The organism is Enterococcus sp. AZ149, from assembly GCF_051714285.1.
Lineage (GTDB): Bacteria > Bacillota > Bacilli > Lactobacillales > Enterococcaceae > Enterococcus_D > Enterococcus_D entomosocium.
The window spans coordinates 3030315-3049940 of record NZ_JBIORO010000001.1 but is presented as its reverse complement, the minus strand read 5'-3'; the positions used below and the strand labels follow the sequence as shown (position 1 = coordinate 3049940).

The 19626-nt window shown below is 44.1% G+C and carries 17 protein-coding genes; 16 read left to right on the top strand and 1 reads right to left on the bottom strand.

Features of this window, described 5'->3' with window-relative positions:
• The first annotated feature begins 9 nt into the window (after positions 1-9).
• From IGI94_RS14030 to IGI94_RS14015, 4 genes are all read left to right on the top strand, one after another.
• On the top strand, positions 10-1866 hold the full coding sequence (locus IGI94_RS14030) for a carbohydrate-binding domain-containing protein (protein ID WP_315041316.1): 1857 nt from the start codon (positions 10-12) through the stop codon (positions 1864-1866).
• A gap of 170 nt (positions 1867-2036) precedes the next feature.
• Complete coding sequence (locus IGI94_RS14025; RefSeq protein ID WP_061053335.1) at positions 2037-3521, top strand: ABC transporter permease; 1485 nt, start codon at positions 2037-2039, stop codon at positions 3519-3521.
• 10 nt (positions 3522-3531) lie between these two features.
• A complete protein-coding gene (locus IGI94_RS14020) occupies positions 3532-4197 on the top strand; it encodes an ABC transporter ATP-binding protein (RefSeq protein ID WP_008379404.1) in 666 nt (221 codons plus the stop codon).
• 167 nt (positions 4198-4364) lie between these two features.
• Positions 4365-4817 carry a YaiI/YqxD family protein gene (locus IGI94_RS14015; protein ID WP_008379406.1) on the top strand — a complete coding sequence of 151 codons (453 nt, stop codon included), beginning with the start codon at positions 4365-4367 and terminating at the stop codon, positions 4815-4817.
• Positions 4818-4869: 52 nt separating this feature from the next.
• On the opposite strand, the gene IGI94_RS14010 is transcribed toward IGI94_RS14015, so the two are convergent.
• Positions 4870-6612, bottom strand: coding sequence for an ABC1 kinase family protein (locus IGI94_RS14010; RefSeq protein ID WP_008379408.1), 1743 nt, complete (start codon positions 6610-6612; stop codon positions 4870-4872).
• 182 nt (positions 6613-6794) lie between these two features.
• On the opposite strand from IGI94_RS14010, the gene IGI94_RS14005 reads away from it, so the two are divergent.
• From IGI94_RS14005 to IGI94_RS13950, 12 genes are all read left to right on the top strand, one after another.
• Entirely contained in the window at positions 6795-7889 is a 1095-nt protein-coding gene (locus IGI94_RS14005; RefSeq protein ID WP_005233659.1) for a D-alanine--D-alanine ligase, read from the top strand.
• 86 nt (positions 7890-7975) lie between these two features.
• Complete coding sequence (locus IGI94_RS14000) at positions 7976-9325, top strand: UDP-N-acetylmuramoyl-tripeptide--D-alanyl-D-alanine ligase (RefSeq protein ID WP_438899894.1); 1350 nt, start codon at positions 7976-7978, stop codon at positions 9323-9325.
• Between the two features lie 290 nt (positions 9326-9615).
• Positions 9616-11142 carry a degradosome RNA helicase CshA gene (cshA, locus tag IGI94_RS13995; RefSeq protein ID WP_005233663.1) on the top strand — a complete coding sequence of 509 codons (1527 nt, stop codon included), beginning with the start codon at positions 9616-9618 and terminating at the stop codon, positions 11140-11142.
• Between the two features lie 202 nt (positions 11143-11344).
• Positions 11345-11710, top strand: coding sequence for a holo-ACP synthase (gene acpS / locus IGI94_RS13990; RefSeq protein WP_005233665.1), 366 nt, complete (start codon positions 11345-11347; stop codon positions 11708-11710).
• 121 nt (positions 11711-11831) lie between these two features.
• Complete coding sequence (alr, locus tag IGI94_RS13985; RefSeq protein ID WP_008379416.1) at positions 11832-12953, top strand: alanine racemase; 1122 nt, start codon at positions 11832-11834, stop codon at positions 12951-12953.
• Positions 12954-12962: 9 nt separating this feature from the next.
• The gene (locus IGI94_RS13980; protein WP_005227961.1) at positions 12963-13334 is read left to right on the top strand and encodes a type II toxin-antitoxin system PemK/MazF family toxin; all 372 of its coding nucleotides are present in this window, start codon (positions 12963-12965) and stop codon (positions 13332-13334) included.
• A gap of 8 nt (positions 13335-13342) precedes the next feature.
• Entirely contained in the window at positions 13343-13639 is a 297-nt protein-coding gene (locus IGI94_RS13975; RefSeq protein WP_005233673.1) for a hypothetical protein, read from the top strand.
• Positions 13640-13945: 306 nt separating this feature from the next.
• A complete protein-coding gene (rlmN, locus tag IGI94_RS13970) occupies positions 13946-15013 on the top strand; it encodes a 23S rRNA (adenine(2503)-C(2))-methyltransferase RlmN (protein WP_010749104.1) in 1068 nt (355 codons plus the stop codon).
• Positions 15014-15210: 197 nt separating this feature from the next.
• Positions 15211-15894 (top strand): DUF969 domain-containing protein, encoded by a 684-nt coding sequence (locus tag IGI94_RS13965; RefSeq protein WP_005233676.1) that lies wholly within the window; start codon positions 15211-15213, stop codon positions 15892-15894.
• A complete protein-coding gene (locus IGI94_RS13960) occupies positions 15895-16815 on the top strand; it encodes a DUF979 domain-containing protein (protein WP_005233677.1) in 921 nt (306 codons plus the stop codon). It abuts the gene before it with no gap.
• A 30-nt stretch (positions 16816-16845) separates the two neighbouring features.
• Positions 16846-17493 carry a pyroglutamyl-peptidase I gene (pcp, locus tag IGI94_RS13955; RefSeq protein ID WP_008379428.1) on the top strand — a complete coding sequence of 216 codons (648 nt, stop codon included), beginning with the start codon at positions 16846-16848 and terminating at the stop codon, positions 17491-17493.
• A gap of 441 nt (positions 17494-17934) precedes the next feature.
• Positions 17935-19596, top strand: coding sequence for a peptide ABC transporter substrate-binding protein (locus IGI94_RS13950; protein ID WP_438899892.1), 1662 nt, complete (start codon positions 17935-17937; stop codon positions 19594-19596).
• The last annotated feature ends 30 nt before the right edge of the window (positions 19597-19626 follow it).

Here is a 19626-nt window from a genome sequence, read left to right as displayed (position 1 = left end):
GACCCTTTTATGAAAAAACTCATTTATCCACTCTTGCTCTCATCGCTGCTCTTAGGCGCTTGCGGGCAAACCGATAGTACTAGCACGAGCAGCAGTTCCAGTTCCGCAGCAGCAGTTTCCGGTTCTGCCGCAGTGACCAACGTTTCAACGACCCTTGATGATTCTGTGGACTATTACGGTAGTTACGAAGAAGAAGATGTTGATGCTTCCTACGATGAGGCAACTGCTACGCAACTTGAATTGAATGGCAGCGACACGACGGCTGTTGATGGCGTTTCAGTGGAAGACCAAACCGTGACGATCACCCAAGCCGGCACCTATGTCGTCAGCGGGTCGTTAAGTAATGGCCAACTGGTTGTCAACGTCAACAAAGAAGAAAAAGTCCATCTGATCTTTGCCGGTGTCACGATCACCAATGAAGACGGGGCGGCCGTCGTCATCGAACAAGCAGAAAAAGTCATCACGACCTTAGCCAGTGATACGACGAATACTCTGACGGATGGCAGCAGCTACACCTTGGCTGAAGGCGAGACAGAACCAGATGCTGCCTTTTATAGTAAAGAAGATTTGTCCATCAACGGCGATGGGACGTTGGTGATCACAGGAAATTACAGCAACGGATTGCGCAGCAAAGATGATTTGGTTTTAGCAGGGGGGACGATTGAAATCACAGCGAAAAACAATGCCATCAAAGGAAAAGATTCCGTGTCGATCTTGGCGGGGAGCTACACACTGAACACCACTGAAGGAGATGGCATCCAAGCGAATAATACGGAAGATGCGGAAAAAGGCTACGTTGCGATTGATGGTGGTACCTTTACGATCCAAAGTGGTCGTGACGGGATCCAAGCAGAAACAAATTTAAGCATCCAATCAGCTGATATCACGATCAAAACGGCTGACGGAGCCCAAAGTCAGTCGCTAGTGACGGATGAAAGTTACAAAGGATTGAAAGCTGGCGGTGTGATGACCATCAGCAGCGGCACCTTTACGATCGATAGTGCGGATGATAGCTTGCATGCCAATGATACGATCAACATTGCAGGTGGCACGATCACTGCCAGCAGTGGCGATGATGGGATCCACGCCGACAATGAATTGACGATCTCTGACGGAACGATTTCTATCGAAGAATCCTATGAAGGATTAGAAGCAAGTGTAATCACGATTGCAGGTGGCACGACACACGTCGTGGCTAGCGATGATGGGATCAATGCCGGTGGTGGCAGTGATACGGATGAAACAACGGGACAATTTGGTCAAGACAGTTTTGGCGGCGGCCCTGGCGGCGGCGATACCGCGGATGACAGTAAACAGATCACGATCACTGGTGGAACGTTGGTCATTGATGCCGAAGGGGATGGCCTGGATAGTAATGGCAATGTCACCATGAGTGATGGCGTCGTCATCGTAAATGGTCCAACGACCGGTGGCAATGGTGCTTTGGACTATAACGGCACATTTGAACTCACCGGCGGCGTCTTGTTAGCGGCAGGCACGACCGATATGGCCATGAACGTTAGCGGTGGTAGTCAACAGTCGATCGGAATCAGTTTCGATCAAACCCAATCAGCCGAGACCCTAGTGACCTTAAAGGACAGTCAAGGTCAGACGATCTTGTCCTATGCCCCAAGCAAAAGCTACCAACACGTGGTTCTTTCCAGCCCAGATTTGACCGATAGCAGCTATACGTTGGTCAGTGGTGGGACGAATGATGCACAAGCAGTCTCCGGTTATTATGCTGGCGGAACCCTCAGTGATGGGACAGAGTTAGGAACATTGTCCGTCACGGATACTATCGCTAACTTGACCCAATCAGGTGCAACAGCGACAACCAATCAGATGGGCGGTGGTTTTGGTCGTTAGTTGAAGTTTCACCGATCATCACCAAATGGTTATCAATAAATCGAACAGATCGCAGGAAGCCGTTGCGGTCTGTTTCTATGATTCAAAAAATCAGGAGACGGTTTAAGGTCAATTTAAGCTAGGATCCTTATAGTCGAAAGACAATAAATAGCTATTCAGGAGGAACAAAGATGAATTTTTTGAAACGAGGTCTCCAAAGTTTATGGGCGAAAAAAGGCCGGAGCCTGTTGCTGATCGCCGTATTTTCTGCAATCTTGATTTTTGTATTGGCGGGTCTGACGATTCGCAGTGCGGCACTAGTAGCGACTGAAAATGCCCAGAAAAGTGTTGGCGCAACTGTGACGTTGCAAGCAAACCGCGAGCAGGCTTTTCAGCAAAGGAGCTCTTCTTCTGACAGCGATGACCAAAGCACCCGACCAGATCCAGGGAGTTTTCAATCGACACCAGTAGCGATTACTGATGCCCAAGCGATCGCCGATTTAGACGGGGTTGCCTCATATAGTTTTGAAGTCAGCACCTCTGCTGATGCCGTCAGCGGGATCGAACCGATCTCCAGCAGTGACTCATCGACAGAGTCAGAAGCAACCGATAGCAGCGAGACGGGGCAAATGGACGGTATGCCAGGAGGAATGCCTGGCGGTAATATGAGTACGGGTGATTTCCAAATCACTGGTGTATCAAGCAGTGCGGCGTATACGACTTTTTCGGAAGGAACAGCGACGATCACGGATGGAGAAGGAATTACTTCTGAGGATGAAGGTACGAACCAAGTCCTGATCGAATCCTCACTAGCTGAAGCGAATGATTTGGCGGTCGGAGATACGTTTTCGATCACTGATGCAGAGGACAATGAAGTAGACGTGACGATCAAGGGAATCTATGAAACGAGTGAAGTTGGCAACAGCATGAGCCAAATGTTCAACTTTCTCAATCCAGCCAACACGATCTTTGCTTCTTATACCCTTGCCAATACGTTGAGCGGCAATGAGGACACCATTGACTCGGCAACCTATACCTTGAGTGATCCGTCTGAGATGACAGCATTCGTGGAAGAAGCGGAAGGGTTGATCGATACAGAAACCTACAGCATTCAAACCAACGATCAAATGTATCAGTCGATGCTGACACCATTGAATAATGTCGCTAGCTTTGCAAAAAATATTATTGTGTTAGTTGCTGCTGCCGGTATCATTATTTTGACGTTGATCGTGATGATGTCGATTCGGGAACGTCGCTATGAGATTGGTGTATTGCTCTCTTTAGGCGAGTCACGGGCCAAAGTGATCTTACAGTTTTTCACAGAGATTTTTGTCTGTATGGTATTTGCTTTAGGGATCGCGGCCGCTAGCGGCAATCTTGTCGGGAATGCCGTCGGAGAGCAATTGTTGGCACAACAAACAGAGACAACGACTGATCAAGCAGCCACTGAAAACGCTGGTCCTGGAGGCGGGGAGATGCCGCAAATGGGCGGAAATCGTGGTGGTTCTTTCCCATCCTTCACCCAATCAGCAGAAGTGGAGTCCTTGGAGATCACCGTTTCCCCTCAACAAATTGGTTTATTGGCATTACTCGGTCTAGGGATCAGTTTTGGCTCGATCTTACTCTCTTCCGCGGGCATTTTGCGGTTGAATCCGAAAAAAATCTTGGTTTCTTAGGAGGAACGACATGACATTACGAACAGAACAATTAGGATATTGGTATCAAAGCGAAGCAGAAGCGCTGTTTCGTGACGTTGATTTGACCTTTGAACCTGGCAAGATGTATGCGATCTTAGGTTCTAGCGGATCGGGGAAAACAACCTTCCTGTCGCTGATCACGGGCCTAGATACCCCGAAAGAAGGAAAGATCCTTTACAACGAAGAAACGTTAGCAAAAATCGGATTGCGAGAATACCGCCGCAAAGATGTTTCCATCGTGTTCCAAGCGTATAATCTATTGCCTTATATGTCGGCACTGGACAATGTGATCACAGCCATGGCGATCGCGAAGTCGCAGCAAGCCGATAAAAAGGCCTATGCTTTAGCCAACTTAGCCAAAGTTGGTATCACGGAAGAACTGGCACTGAAAAAAGTGACCCAATTATCGGGTGGGCAACAGCAACGGGTCGCTATCGTTCGCGCGTTGTGCTGTGAACATGAACTGATCGTGGCTGATGAACCGACTGGAAACTTGGATGAAACGACATCTAAAGAAATCGTCAAACTATTTCAAGAAATTGCCCATGAGCAAAAAAAATGTATCATCTTAGTGACCCATGAACAAGAAGTAGCAAAGGCTTGCGATGTCGTTTATGAGTTGAAGGAACGAGCATTTTCTAAAATTGAAAGGTGAGCTTTGCGTATGGTAACTGCTAGTTAGTGAGACAAAGATCGTCATTCTTATTCCCTCATTGAGCAAGACTGAAATGAAAATACCGCAAAGTCTGCTTGCATCTTCTAGGTGCTCCTCTTACAATAGAAGTAATTGTAAAAGAAGGAACTTTTGAGAGGAGCAAGCAGATGCGGCTTTTTATTGACGGCGACGGTTCGCCGGTGAAAAATGAAGTGATTGAACTGGCTCAGCAGTATCAGCTGCCGGTAGTGATCGTGACCAGTGTCGATCATTATACGACCAAAGACTATCCCGCCCATGTCCACTTTGTCTATGTCGACAAAGGCTCGGATCGCGCGGATTATGAAATCGTGAAGGAGATAGAACCCGGCGATTTTCTCGTCACCCAAGATTATGGCTTAGCCTCGTTAGTCTTGCCCAAAAAAGCACGAGTTTTTCACCATAACAGTACTGAGTATTTGCCAGAAACGATCGATTTTTTATTAGGTCAACGCTACTTAGGTGCGCAGATGCGTAAAGCAGGCAAGCGCACAAAAGGACCGAAGCCCTTTACGAAAGAGGATCGGGAAGTCTTCAAACGAATCTTTGAAAACGAATTGCGACAGACCCTTGCAAAATAAGCACCCTCAAGACCCAGCTTCTGCATGAAACACGGGAATTGAAGGTGCTTATTTATTTCTTACGAAAACGATCATAAAAGTATTTGCCGACTAAAGCTACGATCGCGAAAAATGCCAAGGTATATCCGAAGATCCCCATCTGATGGACGAAGGCTCCTTGTTGCGGGCTGGCGACCACCAATAAGGAAGAGCCAAGGATGACCGCAGCTAGAATAATACCGATCACCAGTCGATTGACCATCTGATCAAAGCGATCCAATAGCTGTTTTTGTTCGCGGATCTCTAAATTTAACCGGTGTTTACCAGTGGCAAAAGTGTCTAAGACAGCCAAGGTTCGATCAGGAAGATGGCTAAGTGCCCGCAAGCTTTTTGCGGTTGCCAAGGCGCTTTTTTTCACCTCGTCTTCAATACTCAGCTGCTGTAAGAAATATTTTTGTGCAAAAGGCTGAGTGACTTCCATCATTGATAATTCGGGGTCTAAGGCTTTGATCACACCTTCCAAGGTGCCAAAAGCCTTAATCAGCAAGGTGATGTCTCGATGCATCTGCAGTTGGTTATCATGGCAGATCGTGATGACTTCCCCCATCACTTTTTGCAAGTCGATATCCTTTAGCGGCATATTATAGTAGTTTTCAACAAATTTTTGAAGATCCTGATAGAAGGCGACTTCATCAAAGGAACTGCCGCTGCTGTTGCACAAACGCAAGACAGCTTTGCCGACTTCTTGGGTGTCTTGGGTATACAAAGCAATCAATGCATCAGCTAAGCGACTGCGTAATGACTGATCCAAGTGTCCCATCATCCCAAAATCTAAGAAAATCACTTGGTAAGGCGGCATAATCGCTTCTTCTTGCCACTTCAATGAATAATCAACACCGCCGAGGACACCGACGCGCTGTTTGACTTGGAATGGTTTTGGTCGATTGGCTTGATCTGTGAAGACATGTAAAAAAAGATTGCCAGGATGCGGATCAGCGTGAAAGAAGCCATCTTCAAAGACTTGCTTCATAAAGTTTTCGACTAATAGCGTTCCCACTTGTTTTTTCACTGCTTTCACGGACTGATTGTCATAAACGATATCTTGATTGCTGCGGGTCAGCAAGCAGTTCAAACTTTCACCGGCCATGTAATCCATGACTAATACTTTTTGGGTGCACCATTCGGGATAAACTTTTGGCAATGCCAATTGCGGGTTTTGGTGATTGTTACGGTAGAATTCCTGCGCATTTTTCATCTCTTGCAAAAAATTTGTTTCATTGGCAAGGGATCGTCTGACTTCGCTTAACACGCTTTTTAAATCCACCACATTGGCTTCTGGAATTGCACGAACCAACGGTAGAGCCTTTTCAAAAAGATCGAGATCCACTTGAATCGCCGCAATGATTCCCGGATGCTGCACTTTGACGATCACTTCTTTGCCGCTGATCAAGTTTGCTCGGTGGGCTTGTCCGATGGAAGCTGAGGCGACTGGGATTTCATCAAAAGCGGAAAAAACTTCCGTTAGTGGCTGCTGTAGTTCTGCTTCCAGCAGTGCTTTGACCTTGGGAAATGGATCACTTTTGACATTGTCTTGTAACTGCTTGAAGGCATCAACGAAAGTGCTGGAAAGCAGGTCATTGCGGACCGAAAGCATCTGCCCGATTTTGATAAATGTTGGTCCTAATTCTTCAAACGCTTGACGCACCATTTCGGGATGCTGCTGTTTGCTGATATTTTGAACGACTTTGTATTTCAAAAAGACTTGAAGGATTTGTTTTAATCGTCCTTTTCTAGAAGGAGCAGTTTGTTCTGTCATAGGTCCCACCTCTTTAAACGTGCCGTGATATATTCATAGTACTGACAAAATGAAAAACATTCAACTAACGACTGTGTAAGCTTAAAGAAATTTCTGCAAGATTTAATGCCGGTTGGTCGATTTTGTGCTAAAATGTGGAAGACTTAGTTTGGTAGAATCAATGAATACAGGAGGAAATTCTTTTGAAAATCATTTTATTATACGGGGGACGCAGTGCAGAGCATGAGGTATCACTGTTATCCGCTTTTTCAGTTGTTAATGCTGTATATTATAATTACTACCAAGTTCAATTAGTAATGATCACTAAAGAAGGACGCTGGTTAAAAGGCCCATTATTGTCTGAGGCGCCAACGTCACCAGATACTTTGGCATTGACCAACGAAGAGACCAAAGGGGAAGAAATTTCACCTGGGGCCATCTATGAAGAAGACGCGATCGTCTTTCCATTGCTCCATGGACCAAACGGCGAAGACGGCACGATCCAAGGGTTTTTAGAAACCATCGGAATGCCTTATGTCGGAGCCGGTGTCTTGACTAGTGCCTGCGGGATGGACAAAATCATGACCAAGTACATCTTGCAAGCTGCGGGAATTCCGCAAGTTCCCTATGTACCAGTCTTGAAAAATGCGTGGAAAGAAAATCCGAAAAAGATTTTCGATCAATGTGAAGGCAGTCTGCTTTATCCGATGTTTGTCAAACCTGCCAACATGGGCTCAAGTGTCGGTATCTCGAAAGCCGAGAACCGTGAAGAACTGCAAAATGCGCTACAAGAAGCGTATCGCTATGATACCCGAGCGATCGTTGAACAAGGAATCGAAGCCCGTGAGATCGAAGTCGCTGTTCTTGGAAACGAAGACGTGCGGACCACCATGCCGGGAGAAATCGTAAAAGATGTTGCGTTTTATGATTACAATTCCAAATACATTGACAACCGAATCGAGATGCAGATTCCTGCACAAATTCCCGAAGAAACACAAGCCAAAGCCCAAGAGTTTGCGAAAAAAGCCTATACGATGTTGGGCGGCAGTGGGTTGAGCCGTTGTGATTTCTTTTTGACCAATAAAAACGAGCTCTTTTTAAATGAGCTGAACACGATGCCGGGATTCACTGAATTCAGCATGTACCCATTGCTATGGGAAAAGACCGGATTGCCGTATGGTGATTTGATTGAAGAATTGATCCAATTAGGGATGAATCGTTTCAACCAAAGACGTTCTTTCTTGACGAATGTGGAAGAAGCAGAAGTTGAAGCAGAGAATGAAAAAGAAGCAGAATAAATAGCAGGAAGAAAGCCAGCTCAACTCAAGGAAAATACTTGAAGCGATCTTGGGCTTTCTTTTTTTGTAAAAAAGGAGCGAAACTGATGAATTTTACTGTAAAAGAAGCCGCTGCCGTATTTGGTCAGCCAATTGAAAATGAGACACCACTTGCCTCTGTGGAGTTTGACAGCCGTCTAATCAAAGAAAACAGTCTTTTTGTTCCCTTGGCGGGGACTCGGGATGGACATGAATTTGCCCAACAAGCCAAAGACAATGGTGCGATCGCGACATTGTGGAGTCATCCCACCATCCAACCACCGCAAGGCATCCTTGTGATCCCCGTCAAGGATACTGTCAAAGCGTTCCAACAGTTAGCACGAGCCTACAAAGAAAAACTTGCGCCAAAAATCATCGCTATTACCGGAAGTAATGGGAAAACAACCACAAAAGATATGGTAGACGCGGTTATGGCACAAAAATACCAGACCTACAAAACTCAAGGTAACCATAACAATGAACTAGGCGTGCCTTTGACTATCTTGCATGCACCAGAAGATACGCAAGTGTTGATTTTAGAAATGGGAATGGACCATGCAGGAGAGATCGAAGTCCTTTCGCGCTTAGCAGAACCTGATGCTGCTGCTATCACGTTGATTGGCGAAGCCCACATTGAAAACTTAGGGTCCAGAGAAGGGATCGCCAAAGCCAAAATGGAGATCACCGCAGGATTGAAAAAAGACGGCTTCTTTATGATGCCGGCGGATGAACCATTGTTAGACCCCTTTGTTCCTAACTTGACGCAGCCCATTGAAACTTTTGGCTTAACAGAGGGAGATCTGCAAGGAGACATCGTAGAGGAATCGCAAGATCAAACGATTTTTACGGTAGCAGGTACGACTTTTACCTTACCGGTATTAGGCGGTTATAATGTCAAAAATGCCTTGATCGCGATTGGTTTAGGACGTCATTTTGGTGTATCAAATGAAGCCATCAAGGAGGGCTTGGCGCATTTTCAATTAACGAAAAATCGGACCCAATGGGTGACTGCCGGTAATGGAGCAGCGATTTTGAGCGATATTTACAATGCCAATCCGACTGCCATGGGTCTCGTATTGGATAGTTTCCGCAAATTGCCGTTAGAAGGACGACGGATCGCCGTATTGGCAGATATGCTTGAATTAGGACCAGATTCTGCACAAATGCACGAGCAGATGGCCGCACATTTAGATGACTCGTTCCAACTAGTTTTTCTTTATGGCAAAGAAATGCAAGCATTGCAAAAACGACTAGCTCAGTCACCACTTGGTGACAAGGTGCGCTATTTTGCGACAGATGAAAAACCACAACTGATCGCCTCCTTAAAGGAAACTTTAGAACCTTCCGACAGCTTGGTAATCAAAGGGAGCAATGGCATGGGCTTGAGCGAAGTCGTTGATGCACTAAAAGGAATGTAAAGCGGAGTTGAAATCTTGCTGAAACTTTCAAAACGTGTTATACTTATCTAACGCCGAAAGATGAAGCACAGAATGATTACTGTAAAAAACATTGACGTTTTGAGATAAAATGATGGCTGAGACAAACAACACTTGTTTTAGCCTTTTATAATGCCTTCGTGAAGCGGTTTTTCGGTACCGAGAGAAAGATAAGAGTAAATGGGACTACTCTTGTGTTTCTGAAGAACTAACCTACGCTTCGATGATAGAAAAACAGGCATCGAAAAGATGACCAGCCTAGGAGGATCCATTTGAAATTTAAAGATCTAGAATTATCCAACGAATTATTGACTTCTGTTGAGCGTGCCGGCTTTGAAGAAGCAACACCCATCCAAGAAGCAACGATTCCATTAGCCTTAGCAGGCAAAGACGTGATCGGTCAAGCACAGACCGGTACTGGTAAAACCGCCGCATTTGGTTTGCCAATGTTAGAAAAAATCGACCCAGCGAACCATCAACTACAAGGATTAGTGATTGCCCCAACCCGTGAATTAGCGATCCAAACCCAAGAAGAATTGTATCGTCTTGGTAAAGACAAAAAAATTCGCGTTCAAGCAGTTTACGGTGGAGCCGATATCGGCCGTCAAATCCGTCAATTAAAAGATCGTCCCCATATCGTAGTTGGTACGCCAGGACGTATGTTAGACCATATCAACCGCCACACCTTAAAATTAGGTACGGTTGAAACGCTTGTATTAGATGAAGCAGACGAAATGTTGAACATGGGCTTCTTGGAAGATATTGAAAAAATCATCAGCCAAGTGCCAGATGTTCGTCAAACGTTACTATTTTCAGCAACAATGCCGCCAGCAATCAAAAATATCGGCGTGAAATTCATGAAAGAGCCTGAACATGTTCAAATCAAAGCCAAAGAAATGACCGCTGATTTGATTGATCAATACTATGTTCGCTCAAAAGATTACGAAAAATTCGATGTCATGACTCGTTTGTTGGATGTGCAATCACCAGAATTGACGATCGTTTTCGGTCGTACGAAACGTCGTGTTGATGAATTGGCACGTGGTTTAGAAGCCCGTGGCTACAAAGCTGAAGGCATTCATGGGGACCTTTCTCAACAAAAACGGATGAGCGTTTTACGTTCATTTAAGAGTGGTCAATTAGATATCTTAGTTGCCACAGACGTAGCAGCTCGCGGATTAGATATTTCTGGTGTTACACACGTTTACAACTACGATATCCCTCAAGATCCTGAAAGCTATGTTCACCGGATCGGACGTACAGGTCGTGCCGGAAAAGGCGGAATGTCAGTGACTTTCGTTACACCAAACGAAATGAGCTACTTGCATGTCATTGAAAACTTAACGAAAAAACGGATGACACCAATGCGCCCACCAACCGAAAAAGAAGCTTTTAAAGGTCAATTAGGTGCCGCAATCGAATCTGTTGAAACAAAATTGGATGAAAATGGTTTGGATAAATACTTGCAAGCAGCCGACGATCTTTTGGAACGTTATTCTGCACAAGATTTAGCAGCACTGCTTCTAAAAACAATGGCGAAAGATCCAGCTGATTTAGAACCAGTCAAAATCACACCAGAACGCCCATTACCTCAAGGAAAAAAATCATTCAATAAAAACGGACGTCGCAGCAATAACAGCAATGGCGGCAATCGTAACCGCAAAGAAAACGGTGGGAACCGTAGCGGCGGCAACGGCAATAAAGCCCGTGGTAACTATTCAAAAGATGGTGCCCGTAAAAACAATCGCCGTAGCAACGACAAAAAACGCGGTTTCGTTATCAGAAATAACCAAGACTAATTGAGTTTGTGGACCTTGTAAGGAAACTTGCAAGGTCTTTTTTATATAAAAAACAAATACGAGCAAATGAAAATCTTAATCTCCGTATAAACTCGTCAGATTTGAATGGTAATTCGCCATTTTTTTGGTAGAATGGTAACTAGCTAAACAAGGGCCAATTCCAATTTGGAAACCCCTATCTTAAGTAAAGGTAGCGAGAAGAATGATTAAAGGAATCGGGATCGATGCAGTCGAGCTGCCTCGAATGAAAGAATTAATTGAAAAAAAACCTCAGTTTATAACGCGTATTTTAACAGAGAAGGAAGCAAAATTATTTGCCCGTTTGCCCCTGAAACGTCAGGTAGAGTTCCTCGGGGGGCGCTATGCCTGCAAAGAAGCGTTCTCCAAAGCTTGGGGGACGGGGATCGGCAAAGTTTCTTTTCATGATATTGAAGTCTTGACCAATGAATTCGGTGCACCGATCGTTACCAAAGCACCGCACCCTTTAGAAAAAACGTTTGTCAGTATCACCCATACAAATGATACTGCCTTTGCACAAATTATCTTAGAAGTATCGGATAGTGAGTAACCTGAGTGGAAGTCGTCACTTGGTGAAAAAACTACGATACTTTATGGACGAACAGCCGACTACATAAAACCAACTTAATTTGTTTGTCTGATCAAGCATTAGTAGAAAGAAGGAACTGGAAATGGTGGTTGCTTACCATAGACCAACGAAAGCGATTATTGATACGACCGCGATTACCGAAAACATCAAAAATGAGATTGCTCACTTACCAAGCGAGACGTTTCTTTTTGCGGTGGTAAAAGCTAATGGGTACGGGCACGGAGCGGTACAAACTGCTCAAGCAGCCAAAGAAGGCGGTGCAGCCGGTTTTTGCGTTGCGACGATCGATGAGGCAATCGAATTGCGAGAAGCAGGAATCACTGACCCGCTGCTGATTTTAGGGGTTGTGAACGTGCAAGATATTCCCTTACTTGCAGAATACGATTTTTCTTTTCCAGTCGCTTCGATGGACTGGTTGGTAGAAGCCGGTACTTATTTGGAAGAGAATCCTATAAAGACACCGCTTAAAGTACATGTCAAAGTGGATACCGGCATGGGGAGAATCGGTTTTTTGACCCCAGAAGAAGTGCTTCAAGCCGTTCTTTGGTTGGAAACTCATCCCACATTTGATTGGGAAGGAATCTTTACCCATTTCTCCACAGCCGATCAAGCTGATACAACTTATTGGGAAACACAGCACCAGCGGTTTAAAGAAGTCTTAACTGTTTTGCCTTATTTGCCGACATATATACATACAGGCAATAGCGCGACCTCCTTGTGGCACAAAGAGGCCGTTGGGAATATGGTCCGTTTTGGGATCGCGATGTATGGATTGAATCCGTCAGGTCATGCATTGAAGGAACCATTTTCCTTAAAACCAGCCCTTTCACTTGTTTCTGAACTGATCCAAGTGAAATTACTTGAAAAAGGAGCGGGGATTGGCTATGGTGAGACATATATCACGCCCCATCAGGAATGGATCGGCACTGTGCCTATCGGTTATGCGGATGGCTGGTTACGAAAAATGCAAGGCTTCTCACTCTTAGTAGAAGGTGAACCTTGTGAAATCGTCGGTCGGGTGTGTATGGATCAACTGATGATTCGTTTGCCGCGAGCCTTTGCTGTCGGTACAACGGTCACGTTGATTGGTGAGAATCATGGGAAACGAATTACGATGCAGGATGTTGCAGACCAGTTAGAAACGATTCACTATGAAGTAGCGTGCACCCTCTCAGCAAGGGTTCCGCGAGAATATAAAAGTTAGGGTGGTCCTATGGTAAAAAGGGGAGATATTTATTTTGCCGATCTTTCACCAGTCGTTGGATCGGAGCAAGGCGGAATACGACCGGTCTTGATCATTCAAAATGACTTGGGCAATCACTTCAGTCCCACCGTGATCATTGCGGCGATCACGGCAAAAATGGCGAAGCCGAAATTACCAACCCACATTGGGATTTCCGCTTCTTGCACAGGGATTGGCAAAGACTCCGTCATTTTGATGGAACAGATCCGCACGATCGACAAAAGTCGGTTGAAAGAAAAAGTTTGTCATTTAGACGATAAAGTGATGTGTGAAGTCGATGCTGCTTTGATGATCAGTATTGGTGTGGAGCCGACCTTTGCTACATCAACGATCGAGGTGTAAAACAAGCAATGGGGTATGTAGTATTAATAGTAGTTGTCATTTTATTGATTCTCTTTACTTATAAACATATTCGCCGTTTTCTTTCAGAAACCAAAAAGCGCAACGAAACCATGGAACAAGGGTATTACCTTGTCAGTCATACATATGAAGAGAAACGGGAACAGACCCATTATTACGGCGTTTTTCAACAAGGAGACAAAGAACTGATATTAGAAATGTCACTCCAGCTTTATTTACAGCTACAGCCACCGCAACGAGGGATGTTGACCGCCAAAGAAGGCCAAGTCCTTTCTTTTGAAGGGTGATCATGTGAAGAAAGCAATGCCCATGAGAGAGTATCTCTTCAAGGAAAAGCAAACAAGCAGGAAAGAGCTGCTCCATTTATTTCACAGGAGTTGGTTCATTCGCTGCTTGTTTTTTATGACTAAAATGTTTGTGAGAGCTATTTCAAGTAAGATGGCGTGATGGATGGGAACATTGAGCGTCGAAAAAAATGATCAACCAGCGCAGTAGAGCAACGGTTTCGCTTTGACAAACAACCAAGGTACGGTTGCTTTTCACAAAGAATTCAGTTATAGTATGTAGCGACTAGTTTGAAAAGAGGGAAAAAAGTGAACCCATCGATTTATGGACTTACCAAATCAGATCTATCTTTGTGGATAACTGAACAAAACGAAAAGAAATTTCGAGCTAACCAAGTGTGGGAGTGGCTCTATGAAAAACGAGTAACCAGCTTTGAAGAAATGACCAATTTACCGAAACCTTTGATTGAGAAACTGACGGCAGCCTTTGTGATCAATCCCCTGAAGCAGATGGTGGTACAAGAAGCCAGTGATGGGACCGTCAAGTATTTATTTCAATTGCCCGACAATCACATGATTGAAACGGTCTTGATGCGTCAAGAGTATGGCATGTCGGTTTGTGTGACAACCCAAGTCGGTTGCAACATCGGCTGTACCTTTTGTGCCAGTGGGTTATTAAAGAAACAGCGGGATTTAACGGCAGGCGAGATCGTGGCTCAAATCATGTTAGTACAACACTATTTTGATGAACGCAACGAGGGAGAACGGGTCTCTCACGTAGTCGTCATGGGGATCGGCGAACCCTTTGATAACTATGACAATGTGATGCATTTCTTGCAGATCATTAACGACCCAAAAGGTTTAGCGATCGGTGCGCGGCATATTACCGTGTCAACCAGCGGCTTGGCGCATAAAATCAAAGAGTTTGCGGAGAACGGCTTGCAAGTGAACCTAGCGATTTCGCTGCATGCCCCAAATAATGAAGTCAGAACCTCCATGATGCGGATCAATCGGAGCTTCCCGATTGAAAAACTGATGGCAGCGGTCGATTATTATTTAGAAAAAACCAATCGTCGCATCACGTTTGAGTATATCATGCTGGATCATGTCAACGACCGACCGGAACATGCCCGTCAGTTGGCAGCATTATTGAAGGATAAAAAGAAATTGTCTTACGTCAACTTGATTCCTTATAACCCAGTGAGTGAGCATGACCAATATGCTCGAAGTAAAAAAGCCGATGTGTTAGCTTTTTATGACATTTTAAAGAAAAACGGCATCAACTGTGTGATTCGTAAAGAACATGGGACAGATATCGACGCAGCATGCGGACAGCTGCGAAGCAAACAAATGAAAAAAGAAGCTTCTGCTTCTTAAACAAAAAAAACCGAAAGAAGGACTGCACAAGCGCAGTTCTTCTTTTGGTTTTTTATTATCTAAGCAATTAAAAAACGCCTTAAAGAAAGCGTATTCCTGTAAAGAAAATTCAAAAAACATTGTTTTACAAGAAAAAAATAGATTATACTAAAAGCTGGTATTCATTAAAAAATAACTTACTGTGAAAGGATGATTTGATGGAATGGATTAAATTAATTGGTATTCTAGTTATTTTAGTCGGCTTTTTGCTGAAGCTAGATACTATTGCTGTCGTAATCGTTGCTGGTTTTGTCACCGCGCTTGTATCGGGAATTTCTGTTGTTGATTTTTTAACAATGTTAGGAGAAGCGTTTGTCAATAATCGACTCGTTACACTGTTCTTGTTGACATTACCAATGGTCGGCTTGTCGGAACGTTTTGGCTTGAAACAGCAGGCCGTCATATTGATTGAAAAAATCAAAGGCTTGACACCAGGGAAGTTTTTGAGTTTGTACTTATTTATTCGGGAACTTGCTGGCTTTTTCTCTATTCGGATCCAAGGACATACGCAATTTATCCGCCCAATCGTTAACCCGATGGCGCAAGCTGCTGGGGAAAATAAATTTGGGGAACTGGATGAAAAAGATCAGGAAAAAATCAAAGCTCGGGCTGCCGCTAATGAAAATTTCGGGAATTTCTTTGCGCAAAATACCTTCGTGGCTGCTTCTGGTGTGCTGTTGATCGTAGGAACGTTGCAATCACTTGGATATGATGTGGCAGCTAGTTCGATCGCTCAAGCATCATTGCCGATCGCATTGATCGTCTTAGTTATTGCCACGTTATCGAACTTGCTCTTTGATCGCAAATTAGCAAAAAAATATGGCAAGAAGGAGGAGAAATAGATGGAAGGAATCGTTAACGGATTACTAGAATTCTTTTATATCTTGATTGGGCTGCTGTCGATCATGACGGCTGTCCGGGTTTTTCGTGAAGCAGACCATCCTACACGATTAGGCACCTCTGCCTTTTGGTTACTGCTAGGGGTCGTCTTTGCTTTCGGAAATTTTTTGCCGTATCTTGTGGACGGAATTTTGATCGTTTTGATGGGCTGTTTGACCTTCTTCAAACAAGTACAGATCGGTAAAATCGTCGACGTTGATGATGAAAAAGCTGAAGCGTCAGCAAAACGGATCGGTAGTACGATCTTCGTACCATGTATCAGCTTGGCATTGATCGCTGTGGTGATTTCTTATACACCATTAGGGGGCCAAGTGGGGATCGGGATTGCCTCGATCTTAGCACTCTTGTTGGCAGTCGTGCTAACTTCCGCTAAACCAAAAACAGTGTTAGACGATTCCGACCGGATGCTTCGCCAAGTCGGAACTGCCGGTATCTTGCCGCAGTTATTAGCAGCACTAGGTGTCATTTTTAACGCTGCTGGTGTTGGTGATGTGATTTCTCAAGGAATCTCTGGCGTCGTGCCAGAAGGCAATCGTTTTATCGGTGTCGTGGCTTACTGTTTAGGAATGATGATCTTTACTATGATCATGGGAAATGGCTTTGCAGCATTTACCGTTATAACTGCCGGTATTGGCGTACCTTTCGTAATGGCGCAAGGCGGCGATCCAGTTGTTGCTGGTGCTTTAGCAATGACCGCTGGTTTTTGCGGCACGTTGCTAACCCCGATGGCAGCCAATTTCAATGCACTGCCAGTGGCTTTGTTAGAGATGAAAGACCCTAATGGTGTCATTAAAGCACAAGCCCCAATTGCTTTATTATTGTTAGTGATCCACATCGCTTTAATGTACTTTTGGGCATTTTAGTGGTAAAACAGAGATGGAAGGATGATGGAAATGAAACTATTAATTACCGGATTTGATCCATTTGGCGGAGAAGCAATCAATCCTGCCTTAGAAGCAGTGAAATTACTGCCAGATACAATTCATGGTGCACAGATCGTGAAAGCAGAGATCCCCACTGTATTTGGGAAATCAGCGGCGATCGTCGAAGAGAAAATTGAAGAGGTCCACCCAGATGTCGTCTTAAACATCGGTCAAGCGGGCGGCCGGTTTGCCATCTCACCAGAACGAGTGGCAATCAATGTGGATGATGCCCGGATTCCTGATAATGAAGGCAATCAACCCGTCGATGAAGCGATCCAAACAGAAGGAAAGCCTGCCTACTTCACACAACTGCCAATCAAAGCAATGGTAGAAAATATGAAAAAAGCAGGAATACCTGCAGCCGTTTCTAATACTGCTGGAACCTTCGTCTGCAACCACATCATGTATCAAGTACAATACATGATCGATACAAAATACCCTGAAATGAAAGGCGGTTTTATTCACGTGCCATTTATTCCTCAGCAAGTCGTCGATAAAGCAGGACAGCCTGCAATGAGCATCGAAGACATCGCCAAAGGATTAACTGCAGCAGTGGAAGCTATCGTTGATTATGCCGACAAAGAAGATTTAAAAGCGATTGGCGGCGCGATCCATTAATCATTGAAGGACATCCTTTCGAGGACAAAACAAAAGTTCTTAAAATGAAAAGACCTGATCAGTAAGCATGCGATCAGGTCTTTTTTGTCTGAATTTGATAAGAAATCATCCTTGTTTTCTGCATGTTTGCTTTTCTATCAGACATTTCTCATTTTGATGACTGAAATGAAAAAAGCAGACAGAAAATGAATGTAAGTTACATTTAACCATGTTTTTTTATTATTTTTTTCGCTTTATTTCTTATAAATAAAGAAAGGAAAAATAGCATTTAACGAATGTTTGATGAGAGTAAGGTAAGTAAATACCAAGAAAACTTTCTTCCAAAGGTGTTTTTTATCGAAAAAGGGATTGCTTTTTTAATAATTATTAATTAAAATCTTATCTAACTTCAGAAATCGAATGATTATTCTGAAAATTAATTCAATTAAGGGGTAGGACAGGATGAAAAATAAATGGGCCTATGGTTTAGTAGCTGTGTGTGGCGTGGTGTTAGCCGGCTGTACAACAGGCGGAACAAATAGTTCAAGCAATGACACAGCAACTAGCGGCGATAGCAACGCAGAACAAGTATTTAACGTAGTGGTTTCACAAGAAATGCCAAGTGCGGATCTTTCATTAGCAACCGATACGATCAGCTTCAGTGCATTGAACAATGTATATGAAGGACTGTATCGTTTGGATGCTGACAGCACACCACAACCTGCTGGTGCAGCTGAAGCAGCTGAAGTCAGCGAGGATGGACTAACTTACAAGATCAAATTGCGTGAAGATGCGAAATGGTCAAATGGTGACCCTGTTACAGCAGCGGATTATGTTTATGGCTGGCAACGGACGGTCAAACCTGAAACTGCATCAGAATATGCGTATCTATTTTCACCAGTCAAAAATGCGGATGCCATCACAGCTGGCGATACGGATCCATCAGAGCTAGGCATCAAAGCAGTGGGGGATTATGAATTAGAAATCACCCTAGAAAAAGCAACACCTTACTTTGATTACTTATTAGCATTCCCATCATTCTTCCCACAAAATCAAAAAGTAGTGGAAGAAAATGGCGATAAATATGCATCAACAAGCGACAATGCCGTTTATAATGGACCATTTGTCCTGACTGGTTTTGATGGACCAGGAACGGATACAGAATGGGCTTATGAAAAGAACGATCAGTATTGGGACAAAGACACTGTTAAATTACAAACAATCAACGTAAGCGTCGTGAAAGAATCCTCAACTGCCTTGAATCTTTTCCAAGATGGTCAAGCAGATGATGTCATCCTAACAGGTGAACTGGCGCAACAGATGGCTAACGACGAAGCATTCGTTTCTCAACCAGAAGCAACGACTTCTTACTTAGAATTGAATCAACGTGATGAAGATTCACCTTTCCGTAACGAAAACTTGCGTAAAGCAATCTCTTATGCGATCGACCGTGATGCCTTAGTAACATCCATCTTAGGTGATGGTTCAATTGCTTCAAGTGGTTTGGTTCCGGAAGGCATGACTTTCAGTCCTGGCGATCATACAGACTTCACAGAAGCAGCTGGCAGCGTCATTAGCTACGATCAAGAGAAAGCAAAAGAATATTGGGAAAAAGCCAAAGAAGAATTAGGAATCGATTCATTAGAATTTGATATCTTAGCTTCTGATACAGACTCAACCAAGAAAATCATTGAGTACTTGCAAGACACGATCGAAAAAACATTGGACGGTGTGAAAGTCACGTTAAGTCCAGTTCCATTCTCTGTTCGTTTGGATCGTTCAAATGCGGGTGATTTTGATACAGTAATGGGCGGTTGGGGTGCTGACTATGCCGATGCAAGTAGCTTTACTGACTTGTTTACGACAGGTAACTCATACAACCGTGGTCAATGGAGCAGTGAAGAATACGATGCAGCTGTAAAAGCAGCAGGTACGACCAATGCCAATGACCCTGACAAACGTTGGGAAGATTTAGTCAATGCAGAAAAAATCATTATGAATGAACAAGGTGTCATTCCAGTTTATCAAAAAGCGGAAGCACATTTACGTGCAACAAAAGTCAAAGGTGTTGTTGCTCACGCAGCGGGCGCACAATACGACTACAAGTGGACATCAATCGAATAATCACGAGTAGTTGACTTGAAATGCCGAAGA